This is a genomic window from Streptomyces sp. NPDC048254 (assembly GCF_043201895.1).
Lineage (GTDB): Bacteria > Actinomycetota > Actinomycetes > Streptomycetales > Streptomycetaceae > Streptomyces.
Genome location: NZ_JBICZJ010000002.1, coordinates 782,839 through 808,487, shown reverse-complemented (window position 1 = coordinate 808,487; position 25,649 = coordinate 782,839). Strand labels below are relative to the sequence as shown.

The window sequence follows — 25,649 nt, the reverse complement described above, 5'->3', positions numbered from 1 at the left end:
CATGATCGCCACCTCCGGATCGCGGCCGCCGCCTCCGGCCCGCGACGCCGGCTCCGGGTCGTGATCGCCGCCTCCGGGTCGTCGTGATCGCCAGCTCCGGGACGTGATCGCCGGCTCCGGCTCGCAGGCCGCCGCTTCCGGCCCGCGACGCCGCCTCCGAGTCATGATCGCCACCTCCGGATCGCGGCCGCCGCCTCCGGCCCGCGACGCCGGCTCCGGGTCGTGATCGCCGCCTCCGGGTCGTCGTGATCGCCAGCTCCAGGTCGTGATCGCCGGCTCCGGCTCGCAGGTCGCCGCCTCCGGGCCGTGATCGCCAGCTCCGGCCCGCTCGCCGCCTCCGGCTCGACGTGGCCGATTCCGGCTCGTGCTCGCCGACCCCGGCCCATGGTCACGGCCCCGCCCGTGATCGTCGCCCTCGGCCCATGGTCGCCGCCCCGGCCCGTGAGCCCCGCCTCCGGCCCGGGGTCAGATCCTCCGCCGGGCCTTTCGTGCCCGCCGTACCACGGCCGCCGCGCCCAGCAGCGCGACCGTCGCGCCTGCCGCGCCCGCGGCCGTCGCGTCCTTGCGGCCGAGCCGCCTGCCGACCACCGTGTGCCGCCCGGCCGCCTCCTCCAGCAGCTCGGCGAGCACCTCCTCGTTCGTCCACCCCGGCCGCCACCCGGCATCGTGCAGCCGGCTGCCGCTCACCACCCACGGATACATCGTGTAGGCGAGATCCCCCGCGGGCGACGGCGTCAGCCCGATCCGGTGCAGCCGGGCCGCGGCACCGAGCGCCACCGCCGACGGCAGCTCCATCCGCCGGATCCCGCTGAGCTCCTCGACCTCCTCCTGCTCCAGCCATCCGTCACAGCCGACGGCGAGTTCCCCTTCGACCTGCTCCAGCACGGCGTACTCCAGCGCGCTGCACAGGTCCTCGACGTGACAGAACTGCCAGGCGGGCCGCGACCCGGCGACGACAAGCAGGCGAGGCGACTCGAAATACCTGGTCAGCGCAGTGTCGGTGCCTCCGACGAGCACCGCGGGGCGCACGACGGTGACATTGAGCCCGGGGTGCGCGCGGGGCGCCCGGCGCGCGAGTCGCTCGATCTCCAGCAGGTCCCCCACGCCGGTGGCCTCCGCCGTGGCGCGCAACTCCGCGTCCTCGGACAACGGCAGCTCGTTGTCCGGGAGCGCGCCGTAGACCATCGCGGAGGTGCACAGCACCACGCGGTGCACCCCGGCCGCGGCCGCCGCGGTCAGCACGGTCTGCGTCCCGCGCACGTTGTAGGCCGTCCGGGCGGCCGGATCGGTCTCCAGGTCCAGGTCGAGCGCGAGATGGACCACCACGTCGGCCCCGCGGAGCTTGTCCGCGATGGCCGGATCCCGCACGTCGAGGATGTGCCACTGGGCGTCCGCGCACTCCCCGCGCCGCTCGTCGATGGCGATGACCTGCTTGATCCCCTCGGACGCGGCCAGCCGCTCGGTGAGCAGCGCGCCGACCCCGGTCGCGGCGCCGGTGACGGCGACGACGGGCCCGCGCAGGGCGGCAGGGGTTGACGGGTTTCGCGCTGCGCGAACCTGCGGATCTGGGGAACTCACCGGGCGTCTCCAGCGGTTGTCTTCAGTACGAGCGTGAGTGACGCGTACGTACCAGGTGGCATCCATCCTGCCGCAGGCCGACTGTCGGCGAAGCACCGAGGCCCGATCGGGTCGGGGTGTCTACGCTGGGTGGTGTTGTCGGGCAGCCGCGCCGCCGGAGAGAACCGGTGGCCTTACCAGCCGAGGATTCCCGTGAGTGACACCCCATTCGGTTTCGGCCTTCCGCCGGAGGAGCCGGAAGACGGCGACGAGGGCAAGGAGAAGGACCAGCAGAGCGGTGGTGGGCAGGGACCGGCCAACCCGTTCGGTTTCGGCACACCCGGGGCCGGCGGCTTCGGCACGCCCGGCGCCGACAATCCGTTCGCTGCCATGTTCGGTTCGCTGAACCCCACCGACCTGGGCGCGGCCTTCCAGCAGCTGGGCCAGATGCTCTCGTACGAGGGCGGTCCGGTGAACTGGGACATGGCCAAGCAGATCGCCCGCCAGACGGTCTCCCAGGGCACCTCGGACGGCGTCAAGGACGCCAGCGTGGGCCCCGCCGACCGCACGGCGGTCGAGGAGGCGGTGCGGCTGGCCGACCTGTGGCTGGACGACGCGACGTCGCTGCCGTCCGGTTCCGGTTCGGCCGTGGCGTGGTCGCGCGCGGAGTGGGTCGAGGCGACGCTGCCCGCCTGGCAGGAGCTGGTCGACCCGGTCGCCGAGCGGGTCGGCGCCGCGATGGGCGACGTCCTGCCGGAGGAGATGCAGGCCATGGCGGGCCCGCTGATCGGCATGATGCGCTCGATGGGCGGCGCCATGTTCGGCACGCAGATCGGGCAGGCCGTCGGCGTCCTCGCGGGCGAAGTCGTCGGCTCGACCGACATCGGCCTGCCGCTGAGCCCGGCCGGAAAGGCCGCGCTGCTGCCGGTGAACATCGAGGCCTTCGGCAAGGACCTCGGCGTGCCGAAGGAGGAGGTGCGGCTGTATCTCGCGCTGCGCGAGGCGGCCCACCAGCGCCTGTTCGCGCACGTGCCGTGGCTGCGCTCGCACCTGTTCGGCGCGGTCGACGGGTACGCGCGCGGGATCAAGGTCGACACGGCCAAGCTGGAGGACGTGGTCGGCCAGTTCGACCCGCAGAACCCCGAGCAGCTCCAGGACGCCCTCCAGCAGGGCATGTTCCAGCCCGAGGACACACCCGAGCAGAAGGCGGCCCTGGCCCGCCTGGAGACCGCTCTGGCCCTCGTCGAGGGCTGGGTCGACGCGGTGGTCCACGCGGCCGCGAAGCCGCGTCTGTCGTCCGCCGACGCGCTGCGCGAGACCCTGCGCCGCCGCCGCGCCACCGGCGGTCCCGCGGAGCAGACGTTCGCCACGCTGATCGGCCTGGAGCTGCGCCCGCGCCGGCTGCGCGACGCCTCCCGCCTGTGGGCCTCGCTCACCGACGCGCGCGGTGTCGACGGCCGGGACGCGCTGTGGGCGCACCCGGACATGCTGCCGACGGCGAGCGACCTGGACGACCCGGACGGCTTCGTGCACCGCGAGCAGCTGGACTTCTCCGAGCTGGACAAGATGCTCGGCGAGGCGGCCCAGAAGCCCGACCTGCGCAAGAAGGACGACCAGGAAGACCAGGCAAAGGGCGACGACACCGAGTGAGCCTGTACGACGACACGGTCCTCGTCCTCAAGGGGTACGAGGGCCAGGAAGAGCTGCGTCAGGCCTACCTGGACCATCTCGCGGGGCACCCCGACGGCATGTGGAAGGCGTGTCACGCGGGGCATGTCACGGCGAGCGCGCTGGTCGTCGACCCCGAGCACGGCCGGGCGCTGCTGACCCTGCACCGGAAGCTGCGGATGTGGCTGCAGATGGGCGGCCACTGCGAGCCGGGCGACGCCACGGTGGCCGCGGCGGCCCTGCGGGAGGCGACCGAGGAGTCCGGGATCCCCGGGCTGACGCTGCTGCCGGGCGGCCCGGTGCGCCTGGACCGGCACCCGATCCCGGCGCCGTGCCACTGGCACTTCGACGTCCAGTACGCGGCCGTGGCCCCGCGGGGCGCCGCCCATGCGATCAGCGACGAGTCCCTGGACCTGCGCTGGTTCACCTACGACGAGGTCGCGGAGGTCGCCGACGACTCGGTCGTACGGCTGCTGGAACAGACCCGCGCGCGGCTCTGAACCGGGGACCTGCGTAAGGGGCGCCCGCCCGGCGTGCGCCCCTTACCTCGTGGGTTTTCTCGGGATTTTGCGGGCCGTCAGCTCCAGACGTTCCCCTGGTTCATCGCACGCGCGCCCTGCTGGCCCATCCCGAACTGGGCGGCGATGCCCTGGCCGATCTGGGCGCTCTGCGGCGGGAGCAGTTCACTCGGCTGGACCAACGCGAAGCCACTTCCCATGAAGCTGAGCTCCCAGCCCTCGCCGGTGTTGCCGCGACGCCGCCACACGCCCGAGGAATGCGTCTGGGCCTGCATCTGGACGCGCAGCCCGGTGGACCAGGCGACGATCGCGTCGGCGTCGCAGTTGACGTACTTGTCGGGCGTGACCTGCATCAGCAGCGGCGCGCCGGAGGTCATCAGGGCGACCTTGCCGTGGCCGGTGATGTTGAGCTGGTACTTCCCTGAGCCGGAGATGCCGTAGAGGCTGTCCACGGCGACCACCTCGTAGTGCAGCGAGGAGTCCATGGCGAGGACGTAGCCGCTGTCCACGGTCAGTCCGTCCTGCTCGACGTCCAGGACGTGGACGTGCTGCGCGAGGTTGGCGAAGTAGACCGTGCCCTGCCCGTGGCAGCGCATCAGGTCCAGGCCCTCGCCGGTGTACGCACGCGCGCGTGACTGCTGGTTGTTCGTGTACTCGGCGTCGAACTCGACGAGTCCCTGGTAGGCGACCATCGTGCCCTTGCGGGCGAGGATGTCGTCGTGGCCCTCCAGGACGACCCGCAGCATCTGCTTGTTCTGCAGGCTGTAGCGGTCCCGGACCTGGGAGTCGTTGTGCGCGAAAAGCGGGCTCTGCATGATTCTCTGACTCCCCCTCAGCCCCGGAAACGAAGGCGGTCGGTGCTGTCCTCGCTGGGCTGGACGACGACGATGCCCTGCCCGGAGAAGGCCATCTGGTAGGCCTCGCCGCTGCCCCGGCCGATCAGGGACTGCGCCTTGAAGCTGCGCTTGCCCTTCACCTTGAGGTTCGGCGACCAGGCGACCAGCGCGTCCGGGTCGACGTACGTCTCGTCCTCGCCGCCGCCGCAGTCGACGACGATCGGCTTGCCCCGGGAGGTCAGCGCGACCCAGCCCTGCCCGGAGATCTTGGTGTTCCACAGGCCCTGCCCGGCGAACTTCGCCAGCCCCTTGACCCGCTCCACACCCCAGGTGAGGTGCGCGTCGAAGGCGAGCAGGTTGGTGGCGTTGACGGAGATGCCGTCGCCGTTGAGGTTGATGACGACGACATCGGCGCCGTAGTCCGCGAGGTAGAGCAGTCCGTCACCGGAGCACTTCATCAGGGGCGCGCCCTCGCCGGTCATCCAGTCCCGGGCGATCTGGCGCACGGCCGGCGGGTTGGGCTCGTACTGGACGAAGCCCTCGTAGGCGACCATCGACCCCACGCGCGCGAGGAGGTCGTTCCCGGTCTGCATGGCGACCTTCAGCATATTGTTGCCGTGGTTCTCCATGCGGGCGGTGACGGGGGCGGGGGCGTAGCCCGCGAGCGGCTGGTTCATGACGGGCTCCCTCAGACCTCGTACGGCTGGACCACGATGAAGTTGCCGGGGGCGCCCCGGAACTGCAGGTTGACGCTCTCGCCGGTGTCGCCCGGATAGGCGTTGCGGCGCATCCGGACCTGGCTGGAGACGACCACCTGGGAGGCCGCGGACCAGGCGACCACGGCGTTGCAGTCGGCGAACGTCGTCGGCGTCACGGGCAGCACGACGGGCGTGCCGTGCGTCTTGACGACGATCGTGCCGGTGCCCTGGAACTGCATCGTGAACAGCGCGCCGCCGGGGATGCCGTGGCCCTCGATCCGGCGGACCTCGTACTGGAGGCTCTCGTCGAAGGCGAGGACGCTCTCGGCGGAGACACAGATCGCGTCGCCCTGGAGCTCGATGGGGTGCAGATGGGCGGAGTTCTCGGCGAGGAACACCTGGCCGTGGCCGGTGCAGCGCATCAGCTGCATCTCCTGGCCGGTCGCGTTGCCGACGATCCGGCCGGCGAACCCGGCGCCCTTGTAGCTGAAGTCGACCTTGCCCTGGTAGAGCACCATGCTGCCCTGGCGGGCCAGCACCGGCTGACCGCCCATCCCGAGGTCGACGCGGACGAGCTTCTTGTTCTGCTGCGTCCAGCGCTGCCCGGTGGGCGTCTCCTTGAACTTCTCGAGCGCCGCGCCGACTCCGGCTCCGCCCTGGGGAACGCCCTGCGGGATTCCGTAGGTCTGCTGGCCGGGGACCTGCCCGAACGACGGCTGCTGGCCGTAGCCCGGGGGCGGGGCCGGGGCCTGGGGTGCCTGGGGGTAGCCGGGCGGCGAGGGCGGGGACTGCGGAGCCGCCGGGGGCTGGCCGTAGCCGGGCGGCATGGGCGCGCTCGGGGCGGGCGGCTGGCCGTAGGGCGCGGGGGCCGGGGACGGGGGCGGCACGGTGCCGGGCGCGGGCGGGGCCAGCGGGGCGATGACGGTGGGCGCGCCGTGCACGTTCGGAGCCGGCACGGGGCCGGGTGCCGGGGGCGGGGTGAAGCCCTGGGGCGCGGGGGCCGGTGGGGCGGGCGCGGGGGCCGCCGGGGCGGGCGCGGCAGGGGCGGCGAACGCGGGCGGCGCGAATCCGGGTGCGGGCCCGGCCTGCGACGGCTGCGGCTCAGGCGCGGCGGGCGCCTCCTCCTCCATCACCTCGCCGCCGAAGTTCTTCAGCAGCGCGTCCAGACCGCCGTCGAAGCCCTGACCGACGGCGGCGAAGCGCCACACGTCCTTCAGGTAGAAGTCGCCCAGCATCACGGCGCGTTCGGTGGAGAACTCCGAACCGTTGAACGAGTACCGGGCCACCTCCTCGCCGCCCGCGACGATCCGGATGTATCCGGGCGCGACCTGGGACATCTGCCCGGCGCCATCGAGGGTCGCCGTGAACGCCAGCTTCTGGATCCGCGGCGGGATCCGGTCCAGCGTGACCCGGAAGGACTCCGTGTCGCCCGCCTGCGCACCCAGCAGCTGGATGGACTCCTCGGGTGACTTCGGCTGGTTGAAGAAGACGAAGTACCGGTCGTCCGACAGCCGCTCGTCGGCGTCCAGACCGAAGCAGCTGATGTCGAAGGTCAGTCCGGGCCCCGCGATCTGCACGCCTACGTACAGATCCGTGCCCGCCGTCAGGTCACTGATCCTGGCCTTGTGGCCGCGTTGGAATTCCCTGGCCATGCGCTACGACCGTCCCCCATCCCGAATGTGAGTGCGTCGCGCCAGGCTAACGGCTAACTCGGACATCGGAGGAAGTCGGTACAGACCCGGTACACAACCGGGCTCAGCGGCCCCGAAGGCGGCGTTTGCCGGGCGCGTCACTCATCGCGCGCGCCGGGCACATGGGGCAGCCGGTCGGCGGCGACCACCCCTTCGAGGTAGCCCCGGGCCCGCTCGGTCCGCGGATACGCCTCCAGGAGCCGCCAGAAGTCGGGACCGTGCCCGGGCACCAGCAGATGGGCCAGTTCATGGCAGAGCACATAGTCGACGACGTACTCGGGCATGCCCTGGAGCCGGTGCGAGAGGCGGATGCTGCCCTCGGCGGGGGTGCAGGAGCCCCAGCGGGTGTTCTGGTTGGTGACCCAGCGCACCGAGGCGGGCCGGGCCCGGCCTTCGAAGTACTGGACCGACAGCCGCTCGGCGCGCTCGGCCAGTTCGGCGTCGCCCAGCACTCGCTTGCTCTCCTGGGCGGCGAGTTTGTTGAGCATGACGGTCACCCAGCGTTTCTCCTCCGCCTCGGACATCCGGGCGGGGATCAGCACGACGGTGCGATCGCCCTCGCGGTACGCGGATACCGTCCGGCGGCGCCGGGCGCTCCTGCGAACCTCGATCGCGCTCACCCCCAAGCCGCTGGGCGGCTGGCTCGTCATGCTGCGCTGTGGCTTTCCGGCGCGGTGCAGTGGGTCGGCGGGCACGCCCCGACGTTACCCGCTGCACACGGGGGAAGTCCCGGGTCCGGGACGGTTCGATGCCGATCCCCCACCATGCGTTTGATTTGTACGACGAATACCCACCGCCTGTGGACAACTTTCGGCGTCCGCCGAGCGGGCCGGGCATGCTGGCAGTCGTCGGGCGGAGCGTGACCGGTTCCACCGGCAGACGGGGATCTTCCATGACCTACGGGAATCTTCCGTGACCTTTCGACAGCTACGGGGGACTGCCATGCATCCGTTGGTGAAGCCCGCGCTCCGGCGCGGCTGGCGTGATCTCAACACCGTGCAGTTCGGGATGACCCCGGTGCACGCGATGACACTCGGGCCGATGGACACGGCGACCGGCAGCTTTCTGGACCTGCTCAACGGCACCCGGGGGCTCGCGCTGCTGCGTGCGGAGGGGCGGCGCATGGACCTGCCGGACGGGCATGTCGACGCGCTGGTCGAGCGGCTGTCCCGGGCCGGGCTCGTCGACGACGCGCGCGGCGGCGGGCCGGCCGCGGAGGCGCTGCGCACGAAGCAGGAGGTCCTGGACCGGCTCGGTCCCGATCTCGCATCGCTGTCCCTGATCACTCCGGAACCGGGCGGCGCGATCGGCCGGCTGGCGGCCCGGCGCGCCCTGCGGGTGCAGGTCCGGGGCGCGGGCCGGGTCGGTGTCACGCTGGCCGCGCTGCTGTCGGGCGCGGGTGTCGGCGAGGTCGACGTGCGTGACGTGGGCCGCGTCCAGCCGTGGGACGTGGCGCCGGGCGGGCTGCCCGCGGAGGCGGTCGGCGAGCGGCGGGACGAGGCCGCCCGCAGAGTCGTCCGCCGGGTCGCCCCGGACCGCCCGCCGCGTCGCCCGGCCCCGGCCGCGGAGGAACCCGGCCTCTCCCTGGTGATCATCGCCCCGCGTGACGACGTCCTGGTGCACGCCCCCGACGCGCGCGTCGCCGAGCCGCTCATGGCCTCCGGGACACCTCACCTCTACACGGGCGTCGTGGAGGGCACGGGCGTCGTCGGTCCGCTCGTCCTGCCCGGCGGGACCGGCTGCGCCCGCTGTCTGCACGAGCACCGCTCGGACCGGGATCCGGCCTGGCCTCGCTTGATCGCCCAGTGGCGGTCCGGCCAGGCCCGCCGGGTGGGAGCCTGCGATCTGACGCTGGCGACGGCCGTGGCCGGGCTGGCCGCCGCGCATGCCCTGGCCTTCCTCGACGGGGAGTCGCCCTCCGGCACGGGAGTGCGCTGGGAGGCGTCCGTGCCGGCTCTGCACTGGCATGCGCGGCCGGTCCGGCCGCACCCCGCATGCCCGTGCGGAGCTGCGGAGAGAGCTAAGGGGGAACACGCCTCAAACGGGGCTGCGCACGAGACAATGGTGGTGCAACGGCCGTCGGCGGAGCGACGAGAGCGCGCGGACGCCGCGCGGCCGAATGGGACTTGGAGGGCGCATGTCTGATCTTCCCCGGAAGGCGGTCACCCGGACCGCCAAGCTCGCCGCGCTCCCGCTCGGCTTCGCCGGCCGGGCGACCTGGGGTCTGGGCAAGCGCATCGTGGGTGAGTCCGCGGAGATCGTCAGCCGCGAGCTGCAACAGCGCACGGCGGAGCAACTCTTCAAGGTTCTGGGAGAGTTGAAAGGCGGGGCCATGAAATTCGGACAGGCCATGTCCGTCTTCGAGTCCGCCCTCCCCGAGGAGATCGCCGGCCCCTACCGGGCGGCCCTCACCAGACTTCAGGACGCCGCACCGCCGATGCCGGCCCGCACCATGCACGCGGTGCTCGCCGAGCGCCTCGGCGAGGACTGGCGGGAGCTGTTCCTGGAGTTCGAGGAGAAGCCCGCGGCGGCGGCCTCGATCGGCCAGGTGCACCGGGCAGTGTGGCACGACGGCCGTGCGGTCGCGGTCAAGGTGCAGTATCCGGGAGCCGGCGAGGCCCTGCTGTCCGATCTCGGGCAACTGAGCCGTTTCGCCCGTCTGTTGGGTCCGCTGATCCCTGGCATGGACATCAAGCCCCTGATCGCGGAGTTGCGCGACCGGGTCTCCGAGGAGCTGGACTACGCCCTGGAGGCACAGGCCCAGGAGACGCACGCGGAGGAGTTCGCGGACGACCCCGATGTGGTGGTCCCCGCGGTGGTGTACCAGTGCGAGCAGGTCCTGGTCACCGAGTGGATCGACGGGATACCGCTCTCCGAGATCATCTCGGAGGGTACGCAGGAACAGCGCGACCGGGCCGGTCAGCTCCTGGCCCGGTTCCTGTTCTCGGGTCCGGCCCGCACCGGCCTGCTGCATGCCGACCCGCACCCGGGCAACTTCCGGCTGCTGCCCGGTGGGCCGGAGGACGAGGAGGAGTGGCTCCTGGGCGTGCTGGACTTCGGCACGGTCGACCGCCTCGCGGGCGGCCTGCCCGCCCCGATCGGTGACTCCCTGCGAATGACACTGGACGGAGACGCCGAGGCGGTCTACGAGCTGCTGTGCGCCGAAGGGTTCGTCAAGGACTCCATAGAGCTGGACCCCGACGCCGTCCTGGACTATCTGCTGCCGATCATCGAACCGGCGGAGGTCGACGAGTTCACCTTCACCCGCAACTGGATGCGCAGCCAGGCGGCCCGTATCGCCGACCCCCGCAACCCTGCCCACCAGCTGGGCAAACAGCTCAACCTGCCACCGGCCTACCTGCTGATACACCGGGTGACCCTGAGCACCATCGGTGTGCTCTGCCAGCTGGGCGCGACGGTGCGGCTGCGGGAGGAACTGGAGGCGTGGCTGCCGGGGTTCGTACTCGAAGAGGCCGAAGAAGCCGTGGAAGCTGTGGAAGTCCTGGAAGCCGAGGAGGCCGAGGAGGTGGAGGCGGCCGTAGAGGCGCAGTAGAAGACGCAGCAGGGGTGGTGATCACCACCAGGACGAGTCGAGCCGGCCCTCGATCGCTCTGAGGTTCTCCCTGGAGCAGATGTCGCAGAAGAAGTGGCGGACGCCGTTCTCCACGGAGCAGGTCCAGGTGGCTGGCCGGGGACCGTCGGCCGGGTTGCCGCAGCGGGCGCACACAGGAGGGTGGGACTCCGTGGCGGAGCCACCGTGATCACTGCCTCCGGGAAGACTCGTCACCCGGCGACGATAACGCCGCGGCGCGCGGATCCGCGGGCACAACGCACCGCGGGGGCCGGTCCGTTCGGCCGGGCCGGCCCCCGCGTGAAGTTTTCGCCTCCCTCAGCCGGGAGGCCACCGCTTCAGGTGTTCGGGATCACTGCATGACGGCCATGGCGAGCGCACGGCGGGCGCGCTTGGAGGCGCGCTCGGCCCGGCGCTGCATCCGGCGAGCGGTCACCAGGCGCGCGGCCGGGCGTTCCCGCTCGGCCTCTTGCAGTCGCTCGTGCATATGCGCACGAGCCAGGGCTTCTGGAATGAGTTGCATCTCGCGGGTCCTGTTCTGACGCGAGCCGGTGGTCGTACCGGCGGGGGTGAAGTCTGGAATCGCGGAGCCGGTGGGCTCGCTGGCGGACGGCTTCATCGGGGCCTGCTTCTTGGGGTCGTGCGTGACGGGGCGGTCGATCGTTCCTTGGATGTTCATGCCGTGACCGGGTTCTTGCGCGGGCGGCCACGCGGCCGCTTGCGGGCGACGACGACACCCTGGACGAACAGCTCGCCACCCCAGACGCCCCAGGGCTCACGCCGCTCCTTGGCACCGGCGAGGCAGGCCTCGACCAGCGGGCAGGTGCGGCAGAGGGACTTGGCGTACTCGACGTCCGCCGGCGACTCGGCGAAGAAGACCTCCGGGTCGTAGGAACGGCAGGGGACGGGCACGCCGAGGTTCTCGATGGCGTCGTCGAGCGCGGTGAGCGCGGTGAGCGGGATCAAGGTGGAGTCCTCCGTGAGGCCGGGCGGGGGGATCGTTTCGGAAGGCGGTACGGACGGGGCGTGCGCTTCGAGTTGCACGGCTGTTCTTCCTCGTCTGGTCGTGCCGGTCGGGTTGGACCGGTTGGCGGCTGGTACCGGGTTCTGCTCTTGTCCCGAGGCCCCTTCGCCCGTCTGTCCCTGTGGTGGGGACAAACAGAAGGGCCGCGGATCCCGGATGGGGTTCCGCGGCCCTGAAGGCGCCGGCCTGATCGATCAGGCTGGATCACTCCAGGGTTCTGGCCCACGGAAGGCCCACATCAGGTGGTGCTGCGTCGTCTGCTTCCGGCTTCCGGCACCGGCTGCCGTAAAGGCATAGGCCTTGGCCTGTGCCGCTACTGCTTCCAGTGCCTCAGTCGGTCGCTCATTGCGCTCACGGACGGGAAGGTCCGCGAGAGAAACGGAGGACGCCGGACGCACGGCAGGAATGCCGGACAGACCGGTGCCCAGGTTCGAGACGCCGAGCATGCACACGGAGACGGCCGAGAGATCGGTCATTTTGGCCGCGCTGATGTTGGTCTTGATGCTGATCACTGGACTCGCCTCCTCTCGGCGTCTAGGGGACTGGGATGAGCCAGTCCGCTCGGATATGCAAGTACAACACGGAACCGGGCCTTCGAGAAGGCCGCCGTTTCCGTGCCTAGAACCTATGGGGATTGCTGGGGCATGCGCAAACTATTTTTTCGACGAGTTGGCATCAGTCCCCCTCGACAACTCCCCCGGGCTGCTGGCCTGCACAGATGGCCAGGACATCGGCGCCGTAACGGTTGAGCTTGCGCATGCCGACGCCGGGGATGCGGGCCAGTTCTCGGTCGTCGTCGGGCGCGCTCTCGGCGATGGCCATCAGCGTCCTGTCGGTGAAGACGCAGAAGGCGGGCTGGCCGCTGAGCCGGGCCTGGTCCGCGCGCCACTCCCGCAGCCGCTCGTAGAGCCCCTCGTCCATGTCGGAGGGGCAGTTGTCGCAGCGCATCAGTTTCATCTCGCCGGCGTCGGTGAGGGTGCGCCCGCAGACCCGGCAGCGGGCGGGGGTGCGCTGAGTGCGCCGGGGTGCGGCCACGGGGCCGCCGGTGAAGCCGCGTTCGACGCCTCCGGTGCCGGTGCCGGAGCCACGGCCGACGGTGCCGGTGGAGCCGGGGCGCAGGCCGTCCAGGAAGTGGCTGGGCCTGCGGTTCGGTCGGCCACCGGGGGTGCGGGAGAGGGACCAGGAGACATAGAGCCGCTCTCTGGCGCGGGTCACGCCGACATAGAGGAGACGGCGTTCCTCTTCGATCTGCTCGTCGGTCTTCGCATAGGTGATCGGCATCATGCCCTCGGCGACACCGACCAGGAAGACGACGTCCCACTCCAGGCCCTTCGCCGAGTGCAGGGAGGCGAGGGTGACGCCCTGGACGGTCGGGGCGTGCTGGGCACCCGCACGCTCGTCGAGTTCCGCGACGAAGTCGGCGAGGGTGGCGGTGGGCCGGCCGGCCGTGACGTCGTGCGCCAGGTTGACCAGGGCGGCCAGTGACTCCCAGCGCTCCCGGACCGCGCCGGAGCCGGCCGGGGGCTCGGTGGTCCAGCCCTCTCCGGAGAGGACCGCCCGCACCTGGGAGGGCAGGTCCACGGTGTCGTCGAGCAGCGCGTCGTTGCCGCCGAAGCGGGCCGCGGCACGCAGGGCGACACCCGCCTTGCGCACCTCGGGCCGGTCGAAGAACCGCTCGGCACCGCGCAGCTGGTAGGGCACCCCGGCGTCGGCGAGGGCCTGCTCATAGGTCTCGGACTGGGAGTTGGTGCGGAACAGAATGGCGATCTCGGCGGCCGGGACCCCGGCATTGACCAATTCGCGAATACGGCGGGCGGCGCCCTCGGCCTCGGCGGGCTCGTCGGCGTACTCGGCGTAGACGGGCTCGGGTCCCGCGGGGCGCTGGGAGATCAGTTCCAGGCGGTGGTCGGCGGCGCGGCCGTGGGCCTGGGCCAGCAGGCCGTTGGCGAGATGGACGACCTGAGGTGTCGAGCGGTAGTCGCGGACCAGCTTGACGACGGTGGCTCCGGGATGGCGGGTGCGGAAGTCGAGCAGATGGTCGGGAGTTGCTCCTGTGAACGAGTAGATGGTCTGGCTGGCGTCGCCGACCACGCACAGGCTGTCGCGGTCGCCGAGCCACAGCTCCAGCAGGCGCTGCTGGAGGGGGCTGACGTCCTGGTACTCGTCGACGACGAAATGCTGGTACTGGGCGCGGACCTGGTCGGCGATGTCGTGCCGGTCCTGCAGGACCGCGACGGTGAGCAGCAGGACGTCCTCGAAGTCGATGACGGAGCGGTCCCGCTTGAGGTCCTCGTAGACCGAGTAGATCTGGGCGATCTCGGCGGGGTCGCGGGGGGCCTCGCGGCCGGCCTTCGCGGCGGCGGGCGCATAGTCGGCGGGGACGGTCTGGGTGACCTTGGACCACTCGATCTCGGCGGTGACGTCCCGCAGCTCGCCCCGGTCGAGGCGGATACGGCAGGCGGCGGCCGCGTCGGCGACCAGCTGGACCTTGCGGTCGACGAGTCGGGGCAGCGAGCCGCCGATCGCTTTCGGCCAGAAGAACTGGAGCTGCCGCAGCGCGGCCGAGTGGAAGGTGCGGGCCTGCACTCCCTGGGCGCCGAGCTGGCGCAGCCGGCCGCGCATCTCCCCGGCGGCACGGTTGGTGAAGGTGACGGCGAGCACGCTGGACGGCTGGAGAATGCCGGCCCGCACCCCGTAGGCGATCCGGTGGGTGATCGCCCGGGTCTTGCCGGTACCGGCTCCGGCCAGCACGCACACCGGACCGTGCAGGGCGGTCGCCACCTCGCGCTGCTCGGGGTCGAGCCCTTCGAGCACCGCGTCGGCAGAGTCCGGTACCTGCGGGAAGAGGGAGGAGTGCGTTGCTGCTGTCACACGGCCATGCTGCCAGGTCGCCCGAGACTGCTGTGCCGGTTGTCCACAGGCAGCCCCTTGCAGTCGTACTAATGCGGCAGGAGTCACCCGGGGCCGGTGCCGTGGGGAATGGCAGGCGGGCCGCGTACGTTCCTCTCCTGGATGACCTTCCCCGACCTGCCGAAGGAGCGCGAGCGAGATGCAGGGCACTGTGACGATGTACAGCACCACGTGGTGCGGCTACTGCCGCCGGCTGAAGAGCCAGATGGACCGCGAGGGCATCGCGTACACCGAGATCAACATCGAGCAGGACCCGGAGTCGGCCGCGTTCGTGGAGAAGGCGAACGGCGGGAACCAGACGGTCCCCACGGTCCTTTTCGGCGACGGCTCGACGCTGACGAACCCCTCGCTGGCCCAGGTCAAGCAGAAGATCAGCGCGTAGTTTTCCTTCGCGTTCCTCGCACAAGGCGGCCTCTGACCCCGGGTCAGAGGCCGCCTTCGTGCAGGTCGCCCGGCTTGTCCCAGACGAGTGTGTAACGCCACAGCAGCCGACGCCGGTACCGGCGTCCGGGGAGCAGGTGCGCGGTGGCCCGCCGGACCTCTTTCCAGTTCATGATCGGGTCCTCGACGGGCATGCCCGACGGGCCCCCCTCGCCGCCTCGCCTGCGCGCACGCTGCAGCAACGAAACAGGGACCCCGCAACCGCTGATCACCCGGTCCAGGAGAGTGCGGTTGTGTGCCGTGCCGACGATGACCAGCCGGCCGCCCGGCGTGAGCAGCCTCACCAGCCGTTCGATCGCGTCGTCGAAGGGGACGTGGTGGAGGACGGCGACCGCGCTGACGAAGTCGTAACTCCCTTCGTCGAGGAGCGCGCCGTCGAGATAGTCACCCTCCAGGAAGGTGACGTTTCCGGTGTCCCGTTTGTGCGCCAGCCGGATCATCTCCGGTGACCGGTCCACGCCGGTCACCGACTCCGCCCCGGCCGCGAGCTTGGCGGCCAGCAGGCCGTCGCCGCAGCCGACGTCCAGGGCGGCACGGCAGCCGGGTGGTGCGGCAGCCAGCACCACCGGGTGGTAGTGGACGTTGTGGTTCCAGTAGGTGTCGTGGGTGTCGGTCATCAGCCGGGTCGCCGTCTCAGACGAAGCTCCTCGTCGGCAGCGGCTTGCCGTACCACATCTCGATCAGGCGGGCCGCGATGGAGATCCCGTACGGCGGCAGGACGTCGCCGGAGTCGAAGGCGGCGCCCAGTTCGTCGCGGGAGAACCAGCGGGCCTCGTGGATCTCGTCGCCGTCGACGTTGATCTCGGTCGAGGTCGCACGGGCCATGAAGCCGAGCATGAGGCTGGACGGGAACGGCCAGGGCTGGCTGGCGACGTACTCGACGGGGCCGACGGTGACCCCGGCCTCCTCGAAGACCTCCCGGCGCACCGCCTGCTCGATCGACTCGCCGGGCTCGACGAAACCGGCCAGCGTGGAGAAGCGGCCCTCGGGCCAGTGGACCTGGCGGCCGAGCAGGATGCGGTCGTCCTCGTCGGTGACGGCCATGATCACGGCGGGGTCGGTGCGCGGGTAGTGCTCGGCGCCGCAGGCGGGGCAGCGGCGGATGTGGCCGGCGGCGGCGATCACCGTGCGCTCGCCGCAGCGGGAGCAGAAGCGGTGGGTGCGCTGCCAGTTCTCAAGGCCGACCGCGTGCACCATCAGGCCCGTGTCACGCGGCGACAGCAGCAGACCCGCCTCGCGCAGGCCGGCCGGGCGCGCGGACTGGTCGATACGGCCGGGCAGGGCGTCCTTCTGGAGCGCGAAGTAGCTGACGCCGTCCTCGTCGGTGCCCAGGAAGTAGCGGTGTGCTTCGGTGAGGGGAGCCTCGAAGGACGGGGTCATGACGAGTTCGGTACGGCCTTCGGGCGTCTCGTCGATGAGGACCTGACCGCCGGAGACCACGAAGCAGCGGGTGTCGGGGTGGCTCCACGCCGCCGCGAGCCAGGCCTCGTCGAGCCGGTGGTGGGCGGCGCGGTCGATGCCGCTCGGGGCGGTGAGCGAGATGGGTCGGTCGGCGGTGTGGTCGGTCCAGGTGGTCACGGGTGCTTCCAACTCCCCCAGTGCAACGGATGTTTCAGCGGGCGGTTCAGCGGGACGAAGGGCCGGAGGAGACCGGGTCGGGTGGGGACGGGACGGGCGGGGCGGCCCTTCCAGTGTGCCCCGCGCGCGATGTCGCTCCGGACGGCGCGGACGGGTCAGGGGGCATGGCGTCGGTTCTCGGCCAGGTCACCCCACAGGTAGGCGCTGGTCTCGACGCCCTTGAGGAGAAGATCCAGCTCGACCTTCTCGTTCGGGGCGTGCCAGCCGTCGGAGGGGACGGAGATACCCAGGAAGAGGACGGGTGCGCCGAGGACGTCCTGGAGGTCCGCGGCGGGCCCTGAGCCACCCGAACGGGTGAACCGGACCGGTCCCTCGAAGGCGCGGCCCATGGCGCGGGCCAGTGACTGGAGGCCTGGGTGGTCGAGCGGGGTCAGGCACGGGCGGGTGGCCGGCAGGAAGGTGATCTCGGCGCGGATGCCGACGGGGATCCGCTCGGTGGCCCAGGCGCGGACGGCCTTCTCGATGTGGTCGGGCTCCTGACCGGCGACCAGCCGGAACGACAGCTTGACCATGGCCGAGGACGGGATGATCGTCTTGCTGCCGGCGCCCTGGTAGCCGCCGCCGATGCCGTTGACCTCGGCGGTGGGGCGGGCCCAGATGCGCTCCAGAGTGGTGTGGTCGGCCTCGCCCTCGGTGGCGTACGAGTGCGCTTCGCGCAGCCAGCCCTCCTCGTCGAAGGGCAGCTCGGCCCACAGCTCCCGCTCACGGTCGCTGAGCTCGACGATGCCGTCGTAGAAGCCGGGGATCGCCACGCGCGCGTGGTCGTCGTGCAGTGCGGCGACCAGGCGGGCCACGACGGTGGCCGGGTTGGGGACGGCGCCGCCGAAGGCTCCGGAGTGGATGTCCTGGTCGGGGCCGTGCAGGACGATCCCGCACTCGACGAGGCCGCGCATGCCGGTGCAGACCGTGGGGGTGTCCTCGGACCACATGCCGGTGTCGGAGACGATCACGGTGTCCGCGGCGAGCCGGTCGGCGTGTTCCTCGACGAGGGCCCGGAAGTGCGGGGAGCCGGACTCCTCCTCGCCCTCGATCAGCAGCTTCAGGTTGACGGCGGGTGCGGTGCGGCCGGTGGCGGCGAGGTGGGCGCGGACGCCGAGTGTGTGGAAGAACACCTGGCCCTTGTCGTCGGCGGCCCCGCGCGCGTAGAGGCGGTTCTCCCGGACGACCGGCTCGAAGGGGTCGCTGTGCCAGCCGTCCGCACGGGCGGCGGGCTGTACGTCGTGGTGGCCGTAGACGAGGACCGTGGGTGCCTCGGGGTCGCCCGCGGGCCATTCGGCGAAGACGGCCGGGGCGCCCGGTGTCTCCCAGACCTCGGCGGTCGGGAAGCCGGTCTCCTTGAGTGCGGCGGTGAGCCAGTCGGCGCTGCGGCGGACATCGGCGGCGTGTTCGGGCTGGGCCGACACGGACGGGATGCGCAGCCACTCGGCGAGGTCGTCGAGGAAGGCGGCACGGTGCTGCTCGATGTACGTACGGACGGCGCTGTCCGGGGTCTGGCTCATGGTCACGACCCTATCGGCCCGCACCGACATCCTCGGCGGGCGATTCGTCACACTCGGCCTGTCCGACAGCGCGTCCGGCAGCTTGTCCGACGATCAGCCTTTCCAGGGCGGCTCGGTCGGGCAGCCTCTCCGGTCGCTCGACCTCACCGGTGCGGACGTGCACGAACGCGGCCGTGACCGACTCGGGGGGCACGCCCTGCTGCTCGGCCCAGCCGATCCGGTAGATCGCGAGCTGGAGCGGGTCGGCGGCCCGGGTACGGCTGGTCTTCCAGTCGACGATCTCGTACGTCGTCTCGTCGCCGTGCCCGGTCCGGTAGACGGCGTCGATCCGGCCCCGTACGACCCGGCCGGCGAGGGCGAGCTGGAAGGGTGCCTCCACGCGGTAGGGCGTGCGGTGGGCGTACTCGGTGCGTTCGAAGGCCTCCTTGAGGGCTTCGAGGTCGCGTTCGTCGGCGATCTCGGCGTCGCTTCCGGGCAGCTCGTCGGGCTCCAGCATGGGCAGGGTGAGCTCTTCGTAGCGCGCCTCGACCCAGGCGTGGAATCGGGTACCCCGGCGTGCGGCCGGTTGTGGCGGGCGCGGCATGGGGCGCGCGAGTTCCTGTGCGAGCCCGTCCGGGTTCTCGGCGAGCCGCATCAGCTGGGTGGCGGAGAGCGCGGCCGGCAGGGGCACGTCGGTGACGCTGCGGCGGGCGCGCAGCAGCTCGCCGGTGAGGGCGTCGAGGTCGCGGTCCCAGGAGGCGATGGCGCGGGCCTCCTCGGGGGTGAGGGGGGTGCGCTCCGGGGCGCGCGCGTGTTCCTGTCCCGGGGCGCCTTCGTGCTCCCGCGTGCGCGGGGGCGTGCGCTCGGCGGGCGTCGCCTGGTGCGGGACCGTGGGGCGGTCGGCGCTCAGGGATTCCCAGTCGGCGGTGTCCTCGTCCGGGAAGTCGTCCGCGTAGGGGTCTGGCTCGTCGTCGGGCGGCGGGGGCCACTCCGGGTCCTCGTGGGCGGCGGGGTCGTGACCGGCCGCGGGGTGGCCGTCCTCTGTCGTGAGCGCGTCCAGGTGGGCGAGGACGGTCTCGGCGGCCGCGCGGCGGCGGGCCAGGGCGGCCTCGTCGAGGGGCAGCGGCCACACCTGGTCGACGCTCGACGTGTGCAGGGCCGGGTTCTCCTCGTCCTCCTCCGGCTGGTCGGCCCAGGCCTCGATCTCGCCGTGCCCGGTGGCGCAGTGGTCGTACAGGGCCTGCAGGAAGTCGGAAGGGCCGCGCGGTTTCTTCTGGCTGGGGCCCCACCAGTGGCCGGAGCCGAGGAGCAGGGAGCGTGGGCGGGTGAAGGTGACGTAGCCGAGGCGGAGCTCCTCGGTGTGCTGGTGGTCCTTCATGGCCTCGTGGAAGGCCTTCATGCCCCGCGAGTCCCAGGCCTCGACGTCGGGCAGGGTGTCGGTGTCGCCGCGCAGGGCGTGCGGGAGCACCTTGGCCTGGGCGGTCCACTTCTCACGCCCCTGACTGCTCGGGAAGGTGCCCTTGACCAGGCCGGGGACGACGACGACATCCCACTCCAGACCCTTGGACCGGTGCGCGGTGAGCACCTTGACGGTGTTCTCGCCGCCGGGCAGGGCGTTGTCGAGGCCCTTCTCGTACTGGGCGGCGGTGCGCAGGAAGCCGAGGAAGGCGAGCAGGGTCGCCTCCTGGTCGCCGGCCGCGAAGGAGGCGGCGACGTCGAGGAAGTTGGAGAGCGTCTCGCGGCGGCGGGCGGCCAGCGCGTGCGGGGACGCGGACAGTTCCACCTCCAGGCCGGTGACCGCGAGGACGCGGTGCAGGACGTCCATCAGCGGGTCTGACAGGGAGCGGCGCAGCTCGCGCAGTTCGGTGGCCAGGCGGGCGAAGCGCACGCGCGCGTCCGGCGAGAACGGCAGGCCGTCGTCCTGATGCTGGGTGTCGAGCGGCAGCTCCAGGAAGGTGTCCAGGGCGTCCGCGAGCGATATCACCTCGGCCGGGTCGACCCCCTCGACGGCCTCGGCGAGCCTGCGGTCCGGGTCGTCGGCGTCGCTCACGCGCGCGTGGGACACCAGCAGCCGGGCGCGGCGGCCGAGGAGGGCGAGGTCGCGGGGGCCGATGCGCCAGCGTGGGCCGGTCAGCAGCCGGACCAGGGACGCGTTGGCGCCCGGGTCCTGGAGGACCTCGCAGACGGCGACGAGATCGGCCACCTCGGGCAGGTGCAGCAGCCCGGAGAGGCCGACCACCTCGACGGGGACGTCCCGCGCGACCAGGGCGCCCTGGATCTCCGCGAAGTCGGTCGCCGTACGGCACAGGACCGCGATCTCGCCGGGTGCCGTGCCGGTGCGGACGAGGTGGGCGACGGAGTCGGCGATCCAGTCCATCTCCTCGGCGTGGGTGCGCAGCAGGGCGCAGCGGACCGTGCCGTCGAGTTCCGCGCCCGGCGCCGGTCGGAGGGCCGCCACGCCCGCGTGCATGGCGCGCAACGGTTCGGCGAGGCCGTTGGCGAGGTCGAGGAGGCGGCCGCCGCTGCGGCGGTTCTCGCTGAGCGCCTGGCGGGTGGCGGGGCTGCCGTCGGCGTGCGCGAAGTGCTCGGGGAAGTCGTCCAGGTTGGCGACGGAGGCACCGCGCCAGCCGTAGATGGCCTGGCAGGGGTCGCCGACGGCGGTCACGGGGTGGCCGGTGCCGCCGCCGAACAGGCCCGCCAGGAGCACCCGCTGGGCCACCGAGGTGTCCTGGTACTCGTCGAGGAGTACGACACCGAACTCGTCGCGCAGCAGCCGGCCCACCTCGGGGATGCCGGCCAGCGCGGCGGACAGCGCGATCTGGTCGCCGAAGTCGAGCAGATCCCGCTCGCGCTTGGCGGTCCGGTAACGGACGACGAGTCCGGCCAGTTCACGCCGTGCGGCGGCCGTCTCGGGGACCTTGCGCAGGTCGGCGTTGCCGAGCTTGACGGCCGCGAGGGTGTTCAGCAGCCCGGCGTCCCAGGCCCTCAGGTCCTCGGGGCGTACGAGGTGTTCGGCGAGTTCGGAGTCGAGGGTGAGCAGGTCGCCGACCAGGTCGGCGAAGGAGCGGGTGAGGGCCGGATAGGGGCCGGGGGCCTCGCGCAGCACGCGCGCGGCGAGCTGGAAGCGGGTGGCGTCGGCGAGCAGCCGGGAGGACGGCTCCAGGCCGATGCGCAGGCCGTGGTCGGTCAGCAGGCGGCCCGCGAAGGCGTGGTACGTCGAGATGGCCGGCTCGCCGGGCGGGTTGTCCGGGTCGATGGCATCGGGGTCGGTGACGCCCGCCCTGACGAGCGCCTTGCGGACGCGCTCGGCGAGCTCTCCGGCCGCCTTGTTGGTGAAGGTGAGGCCGAGGACCTGTTCCGGGGCCACCTGTCCGGTGCCGACCAGCCAGACCACACGGGCCGCCATCACCGTCGTCTTGCCCGACCCGGCTCCGGCCACGATCACCTGCGGGGCGGGCGGCGCGATGATGCAGGCCGTCTGCTCCGGGGTGAACGGGATACCGAGGAGCTCTTTGAGCTGCTCGGGGTCGGTGATACGGGCGGGCATGCCGTCGAGGCTAACGGTGACCACCGACAACGGTGGGACAGGCGTCGTACGTCACTCGACCACGTGACGTCCCTCGGGCCGCGCGCTGCACGACGCCCGGAAGGCGCAGTGCGTGCAGTGCTGGCCGGTGGTCGGCGTGAACCGTTCGTCGAGGACCTTGCCGGCGGCGGTGGCCAGCAGGTCGCCGACCCACTCCCCCTCCAGCGGCTCCTGGGCCTGCACCTTGGGCAGGGTCTCGCCGCCGTCGCGCTGGGCGGCGCCCTGCCGGAGGTGGACCAGTTCGGCGCCGCCGGCCTCCGGGCGTACGCCGTCGAAGGCGTCGTCCACGGCGCCCTCGCGGACCGCGAGCTGGTAGACGGCGAGCTGCGGGTGCCGGGCCACCTCGGCCGCGCTGGGCGCCTGCTTGCCGGTCTTGAAGTCGACGACGTAGGCGCGGCCCTCGCCGTCCGTCTCCACGCGGTCCATCTGGCCGCGGATGCGCACCTCGTAGTCGCCCGCTTCGAGGCTGACGTCGAAGTCCTGCTCGCTGGCCACCGGGGTGCGTGCGGTGCGGTCCAGGACGTGCCATTTCAGGAAGCGTTCGAGCGCCACGCGCGCGTTGTCCTTCTCCTGGGCCGACTTCCAGGGGGCGTCGAAGGCGAGCGCGTTCCACACCGACTCCAGGCGCTCCATGAGGACCGCGAGGTCGGCCGGGGTGCGTCCGGAGGCGACCTCGTCGGCCAGGACGTGCACGACGTTGCCGAAGCCCTGGGCGGTGGTGGCGGGCGCGTCGGCCTTCACCTCGCGGCCCAGGAACCACTGCAGGCTGCAGGTGTTGGCCAGCTGGTCGAGGGCGCTGCCGGAGAGCACGACGGGCTGGTCGCGGTCGCGCAGCGGCACCTTGCTCTCGGTCGGCTCGAACATGCCCCACCAGCGGTAGGGGTGGGCGGAGGGCACCAGGGGGCGGCCGTCCTCGTCGGCGAGCGCGGCCAGCCGGGCCAGCCGCCGGGCGGCGGCCTCCCGCAGCGTGTCGGACGCGCGCGGGTCGACCGTGGTCGCGCGCAGCTCGGCGACCAGGGCGGCCACGGAGAGCGGGCGGCGGGGCCGTCCGGTGACGTCCTGGGGTTCCGCGCCCAGTTCGGTGAGGAACCGGGAGGGCTGGTCGCCGTCGTCCGCGGGGGCCTTCACGGCGGTGACGACGAGGCGTTCACGCGCGCGCGTGGCGGCGACGTAGAACAGGCGGCGCTCCTCCGCGAGGAGTGCGCCCGGGGTGAGCGGTTCGGCGAGTCCGTCGCGGCCGATGCGGTCGGCCTCCAGCAGCGAGCCGCGGCGGCGCAGGTCCGGCCACAGGCCTTCCTGGACGCCGGCGACGACGACCAGGCGCCACTCCAGGCCCTTGGAGCGGTGCGCGGTCAGCAGGCGGACGGCGTCGGGGCGTACCACCCTGCCGGAGAGGGTGTCGGCGGCGATGTCCTCGGCCTCGATCTCCGCGAGGAAGTTCAGCGCGCCCCGGCCGCCGCTGCGCTCCTCCGCGCGGGCGGCGGTGGCGAACAGCGCGCACACGGCGTCCAGGTCACGGTCGGCGTTGCGGCCGGCCGCGCCGCCGCGCCGGGCGGCGCGTTCCAGGCGTGAGGGCCAGGGCGTGCCGTTCCACAGGTCCCACAGGGCCTCCTCGGCAGTACCGCCGTCCGCCAGGCGCTCCCGGGCCTTCCTGAGCAGTGCGCCGAGCCGCTGCGCCCCGCGCGCGTACCCGGGATCGTGGACGGCCAGGCGCTCGGGTTCGGCGAGGGCCCGCGCGAGCAGGTCGTCCGAGGGCGGCGGCAGGGCGTTTCCGGCCGCCCGCTCCTCGTCGCGCAGGGCGCGGCCGAGGCGGCGCAGGTCGGCTGCGTCCATGCCGGCGAGGGGCGAGGTGAGCAGGGTGAGCGCGGTCTCGGTACCGAGCCAGCAGGGGGCTGCCGCGGTGCCCTCGTCCCCGCTGGGGCCGGCCTCTTCTGTGCTCGCGCCCGCACCGGGGTGTGCCGCTTCCGCCTCCGCCACCGCCCGGAGCGCCGTCAGCAGGGGGGCCACCGCCGGTTCGTGGCGCAGCGGAACGTCGTCGCCGTCGATGTCCAGAGGTACGCCGGCCGCGGTGAGGGCGCGGCGGACCGTCGGGATGGTGCTGGACCCGGCGCGCACCAGGACGGCCATGTCGCTCCAGCGCACGCCGTCCTCCAGGTGCGCGCGTCGCAGGATGTCGGCGATGTTGTCCAGCTCGGTGCCGGGCGTCGGGTACGTGTAGACCTCGACGCCGCCGCCGTCCCGCGCGGCGGCCAGCTCGCGGTGGGCGCGCACCTTGTCGGCGGGCAGCCGGGTCAGCGGCATCCGCTGGGTCAGCAGGCGGGTCGCGGCCAGCAGGCCGGCGCCGGAGCGGCGGGAGGTACGCAGCACCTCGACCGGGGCGGGACGGCCGTCCACGCGCGCGAAGGCGGACGGGAAGTCCAGGATGCCGTTCACGTCGGCGCCCCGGAACGTGTAGATCGACTGGTCCGGGTCGCCGAAGGCGACCAGCGTGCGGCCGCCGCCGGCCAGGGCGTGCAGCAGCCGCACCTGGGCCGGGTCGGTGTCCTGGTACTCGTCGACGTACACGGCGTCGTAGCGGCCGGCCAGGTCCAGGGCGACCTCGGGGCGCCGGGTGAGCAGTACCGCGCGGTGGACGAGTTCGGCGTAGTCGAGGACGCCCTGGAGGTCGAGGACGTCGAGGTACTCGGCGAGGAAGGCGGCCGCGGCCCGCCAGTCGGGGCGGCCGATACGGCGGGCGAAGGCGTCCAGGGCGTCCGGGTCAAGGCCCAGTTCGCGGCTGCGGGCGAGGACCGCGCGGACCTCGTCGGCGAAACCGCGGGTGGTCAGGCAGGCGCGCAGTTCGTCGGGCCAGCGCACCGGGTCGAGCCCGAGCCGCTCCAGCTCGGCCTGGCCGGCCAGCAGCTCGCGGACGGTGACGTCCTGCTCGGGGCCGGACAGCAGCCGCAGCGGGTCGACGAACAGCCCGCTTTCCTGGTGGGCGCGGACCAGGGCGTAGCAGTACGAGTGGAAGGTGGTCGCCCGGGGCGCGCGGGCCGCGCCGACACGCAGGGCCATGCGGTCGCGCAGCTCGACGGCGGCCTTGCGGCTGAACGTCAGCACCAGGATCCGCTCGGGGTCCCCGCCGCGGGCGATCCGCGCGGCCACCGACTCCACGAGGGTGGTGGTCTTGCCGGTGCCAGGACCTGCGAGGACGAGCAGCGGGCCGGCCCCGTGGTCAACCACGGCGCGCTGTGCGGCGTCCAGACGAGGGGGATCCGCGTCGGCCGGCGGGGTACGCACCAGTCGGTAAGCGCCACGGCTCCCCTGTCGCACCTGGAGGTGCGACAGGCGCCTGGTGGAGGAAGAGGAGCTCACGTGGTTCGCCGGTCCTGGTGGGTGTGCTGGTTGGCTCGCGGTCGCGCGGGCAGTGCGGTGGCCGTGGGGTGAGCGGGACACGCGGAGCCGACGCTACGCCGACGAACCGGACGGAAGCAGAGCTTCCGCTTCTTCCCATCCGTCTCGGGCGGCACTCGCGGCACGCGCACCCCACATCCCACGAACGTACGTCATGCCACGGACGTCCCCGGTTTCCCTCGAACGGGCCACAGGTTCCCCCCGAGGGCCCCGGATGGCGGAAGCTGTCAGGTGTGAGACTCCGCGTCCGTGCCGCCGTCCCACCGCGCCCGCTTCATGTCGAGCCGCGGCAGGTGACCCTCCGCGGCCCTGCTCGCCTCCTTCAGCGGAGTGCCCTCGGCGCGGTAGTGGTCCAGGGCGCCCAGCTCGTGCCCCGGCAGCAGCACCCCGTCGGCTCGCACCACACGCCACCACGGGACGGAGCCCCCGTACAGGGACATCACCCGCCCCACCTGGCGCGGCCCTCCCTCCTCCAGCCACTCCGCGACGTCGCCGTACGTCATCACGTGCCCGGGCGGAATCCGCTCGGCGACCTCCAGGACCCGCTCGGCGTACTCGGGCAGCTCGTCCGCGTACCCCTCTCGGGTGTCCTCGGGAAGGCTCTGCTCGCTCATTCGCCCCATCCTGCCGCACCCCACCG

Annotated in this window: 21 protein-coding genes; 5 read left to right on the top strand and 16 right to left on the bottom strand. The window is 72.4% G+C overall.

All coding sequences use genetic code 11. The annotated features are described in order from the left end of the window. Window positions 1–465: 465 nt before the first annotated feature. Complete coding sequence (locus ACGFZQ_RS08995; RefSeq protein ID WP_351745448.1) at window positions 466–1,578, bottom strand: SDR family oxidoreductase; 1,113 nt, start codon at window positions 1,576–1,578, stop codon at window positions 466–468. 192 nt (window positions 1,579–1,770) lie between these two features. Between ACGFZQ_RS08995 and ACGFZQ_RS08990 the strand changes: the two genes are divergently transcribed. Continuing rightward, complete coding sequence (locus tag ACGFZQ_RS08990) at window positions 1,771–3,207, top strand: zinc-dependent metalloprotease (RefSeq protein WP_393839753.1); 1,437 nt, start codon at window positions 1,771–1,773, stop codon at window positions 3,205–3,207. Beyond that, the gene (locus ACGFZQ_RS08985; RefSeq protein ID WP_393839752.1) at window positions 3,204–3,725 is read left to right on the top strand and encodes an NUDIX hydrolase; all 522 of its coding nucleotides are present in this window, start codon (window positions 3,204–3,206) and stop codon (window positions 3,723–3,725) included. Before ACGFZQ_RS08990 ends, ACGFZQ_RS08985 begins: the two co-directional genes overlap by 4 nt. A 77-nt stretch (window positions 3,726–3,802) precedes the next feature. Here the strand turns inward: ACGFZQ_RS08985 and ACGFZQ_RS08980 are convergent, their stop codons facing one another. The 4 genes from ACGFZQ_RS08980 to ACGFZQ_RS08965 form a co-directional block, all read right to left on the bottom strand. Then, on the bottom strand, window positions 3,803–4,558 hold the full coding sequence (locus ACGFZQ_RS08980; protein ID WP_382527672.1) for an AIM24 family protein: 756 nt from the start codon (window positions 4,556–4,558) through the stop codon (window positions 3,803–3,805). Between the two features lie 17 nt (window positions 4,559–4,575). Further along, window positions 4,576–5,256: an AIM24 family protein gene (locus tag ACGFZQ_RS08975; protein ID WP_351704845.1), complete on the bottom strand. Its 681-nt coding sequence runs from the start codon at window positions 5,254–5,256 to the stop codon at window positions 4,576–4,578. Window positions 5,257–5,267: 11 nt separating this feature from the next. Next, complete coding sequence (locus ACGFZQ_RS08970; RefSeq protein WP_393839751.1) at window positions 5,268–6,929, bottom strand: TerD family protein; 1,662 nt, start codon at window positions 6,927–6,929, stop codon at window positions 5,268–5,270. Between the two features lie 137 nt (window positions 6,930–7,066). Further along, window positions 7,067–7,663, bottom strand: coding sequence for a M48 family metallopeptidase (locus ACGFZQ_RS08965; protein WP_351745462.1), 597 nt, complete (start codon window positions 7,661–7,663; stop codon window positions 7,067–7,069). 247 nt (window positions 7,664–7,910) lie between these two features. Here ACGFZQ_RS08965 and ACGFZQ_RS08960 point away from each other — a divergent pair, with 247 nt between their 5' ends. Both ACGFZQ_RS08960 and ACGFZQ_RS08955 read left to right on the top strand, forming a co-directional pair. Next, complete coding sequence (locus ACGFZQ_RS08960) at window positions 7,911–9,113, top strand: TOMM precursor leader peptide-binding protein (protein WP_393839750.1); 1,203 nt, start codon at window positions 7,911–7,913, stop codon at window positions 9,111–9,113. Continuing rightward, complete coding sequence (locus tag ACGFZQ_RS08955) at window positions 9,106–10,521, top strand: ABC1 kinase family protein (RefSeq protein ID WP_393839749.1); 1,416 nt, start codon at window positions 9,106–9,108, stop codon at window positions 10,519–10,521. Before ACGFZQ_RS08960 ends, ACGFZQ_RS08955 begins: the two co-directional genes overlap by 8 nt. A gap of 21 nt (window positions 10,522–10,542) precedes the next feature. On the opposite strand, the gene ACGFZQ_RS08950 is transcribed toward ACGFZQ_RS08955, so the two are convergent. From ACGFZQ_RS08950 to ACGFZQ_RS08930, 5 genes are all read right to left on the bottom strand, one after another. Then, window positions 10,543–10,755, bottom strand: coding sequence for a hypothetical protein (locus tag ACGFZQ_RS08950; RefSeq protein ID WP_393839748.1), 213 nt, complete (start codon window positions 10,753–10,755; stop codon window positions 10,543–10,545). Window positions 10,756–10,891: 136 nt separating this feature from the next. Next, window positions 10,892–11,218, bottom strand: a complete 327-nt coding sequence (locus ACGFZQ_RS08945; protein WP_351745473.1) for a hypothetical protein — start codon at window positions 11,216–11,218, stop codon at window positions 10,892–10,894. Continuing rightward, window positions 11,215–11,583, bottom strand: coding sequence for a WhiB family transcriptional regulator (locus ACGFZQ_RS08940; protein ID WP_030668930.1), 369 nt, complete (start codon window positions 11,581–11,583; stop codon window positions 11,215–11,217). Before ACGFZQ_RS08940 ends, ACGFZQ_RS08945 begins: the two co-directional genes overlap by 4 nt. 174 nt (window positions 11,584–11,757) lie before the next feature. Then, complete coding sequence (locus ACGFZQ_RS08935; RefSeq protein ID WP_393839882.1) at window positions 11,758–12,039, bottom strand: hypothetical protein; 282 nt, start codon at window positions 12,037–12,039, stop codon at window positions 11,758–11,760. A 199-nt stretch (window positions 12,040–12,238) separates the two neighbouring features. After that, complete coding sequence (locus ACGFZQ_RS08930; RefSeq protein WP_393839747.1) at window positions 12,239–14,434, bottom strand: ATP-dependent DNA helicase UvrD2; 2,196 nt, start codon at window positions 14,432–14,434, stop codon at window positions 12,239–12,241. 178 nt (window positions 14,435–14,612) lie between these two features. Between ACGFZQ_RS08930 and ACGFZQ_RS08925 the strand changes: the two genes are divergently transcribed. Beyond that, a complete protein-coding gene (locus ACGFZQ_RS08925; RefSeq protein WP_351704819.1) occupies window positions 14,613–14,855 on the top strand; it encodes a mycoredoxin in 243 nt (80 codons plus the stop codon). Between the two features lie 43 nt (window positions 14,856–14,898). Here the strand turns inward: ACGFZQ_RS08925 and ACGFZQ_RS08920 are convergent, their stop codons facing one another. The 6 genes from ACGFZQ_RS08920 to ACGFZQ_RS08895 all read right to left on the bottom strand — a co-directional run bounded on the left by ACGFZQ_RS08920 (window position 14,899) and on the right by ACGFZQ_RS08895 (window position 25,623). Continuing rightward, window positions 14,899–15,531, bottom strand: a complete 633-nt coding sequence (locus ACGFZQ_RS08920; RefSeq protein WP_393839746.1) for a class I SAM-dependent methyltransferase — start codon at window positions 15,529–15,531, stop codon at window positions 14,899–14,901. A gap of 16 nt (window positions 15,532–15,547) precedes the next feature. Then, on the bottom strand, window positions 15,548–16,492 hold the full coding sequence (nudC, locus tag ACGFZQ_RS08915) for an NAD(+) diphosphatase (protein WP_351745482.1): 945 nt from the start codon (window positions 16,490–16,492) through the stop codon (window positions 15,548–15,550). A gap of 155 nt (window positions 16,493–16,647) precedes the next feature. Continuing rightward, window positions 16,648–18,051 (bottom strand): dipeptidase, encoded by a 1,404-nt coding sequence (locus ACGFZQ_RS08910; RefSeq protein WP_393839745.1) that lies wholly within the window; start codon window positions 18,049–18,051, stop codon window positions 16,648–16,650. Window positions 18,052–18,061: 10 nt separating this feature from the next. Then, a complete protein-coding gene (locus tag ACGFZQ_RS08905; protein ID WP_393839744.1) occupies window positions 18,062–21,577 on the bottom strand; it encodes a UvrD-helicase domain-containing protein in 3,516 nt (1,171 codons plus the stop codon). A 51-nt stretch (window positions 21,578–21,628) separates the two neighbouring features. Beyond that, a complete protein-coding gene (locus tag ACGFZQ_RS08900) occupies window positions 21,629–24,970 on the bottom strand; it encodes an ATP-dependent helicase (protein WP_393839743.1) in 3,342 nt (1,113 codons plus the stop codon). Between the two features lie 266 nt (window positions 24,971–25,236). Continuing rightward, window positions 25,237–25,623, bottom strand: coding sequence for an MGMT family protein (locus ACGFZQ_RS08895; protein ID WP_393839742.1), 387 nt, complete (start codon window positions 25,621–25,623; stop codon window positions 25,237–25,239). Window positions 25,624–25,649 lie beyond the last annotated feature (26 nt).

Coding starts and splice junctions, on each gene's coding strand:
- ACGFZQ_RS08975 (WP_351704845.1), bottom strand. CDS start 5,256: ATGAACCAGCCGCTCGCGGGCTACGCCCCCGCCCCCGTCACCGCCCGC.
- ACGFZQ_RS08925 (WP_351704819.1), top strand. CDS start 14,613: ATGCAGGGCACTGTGACGATGTACAGCACCACGTGGTGCGGCTACTGC.
- ACGFZQ_RS08895 (WP_393839742.1), bottom strand. CDS start 25,623: ATGAGCGAGCAGAGCCTTCCCGAGGACACCCGAGAGGGGTACGCGGAC.
- ACGFZQ_RS08955 (WP_393839749.1), top strand. CDS start 9,106: ATGTCTGATCTTCCCCGGAAGGCGGTCACCCGGACCGCCAAGCTCGCC.
- ACGFZQ_RS08970 (WP_393839751.1), bottom strand. CDS start 6,929: ATGGCCAGGGAATTCCAACGCGGCCACAAGGCCAGGATCAGTGACCTG.
- ACGFZQ_RS08910 (WP_393839745.1), bottom strand. CDS start 18,051: ATGAGCCAGACCCCGGACAGCGCCGTCCGTACGTACATCGAGCAGCAC.
- ACGFZQ_RS08945 (WP_351745473.1), bottom strand. CDS start 11,218: ATGAACATCCAAGGAACGATCGACCGCCCCGTCACGCACGACCCCAAG.
- ACGFZQ_RS08960 (WP_393839750.1), top strand. CDS start 7,911: ATGCATCCGTTGGTGAAGCCCGCGCTCCGGCGCGGCTGGCGTGATCTC.
- ACGFZQ_RS08920 (WP_393839746.1), bottom strand. CDS start 15,531: ATGACCGACACCCACGACACCTACTGGAACCACAACGTCCACTACCAC.
- ACGFZQ_RS08980 (WP_382527672.1), bottom strand. CDS start 4,558: ATGCAGAGCCCGCTTTTCGCGCACAACGACTCCCAGGTCCGGGACCGC.
- ACGFZQ_RS08905 (WP_393839744.1), bottom strand. CDS start 21,577: ATGCCCGCCCGTATCACCGACCCCGAGCAGCTCAAAGAGCTCCTCGGT.
- ACGFZQ_RS08935 (WP_393839882.1), bottom strand. CDS start 12,039: ATGACCGATCTCTCGGCCGTCTCCGTGTGCATGCTCGGCGTCTCGAAC.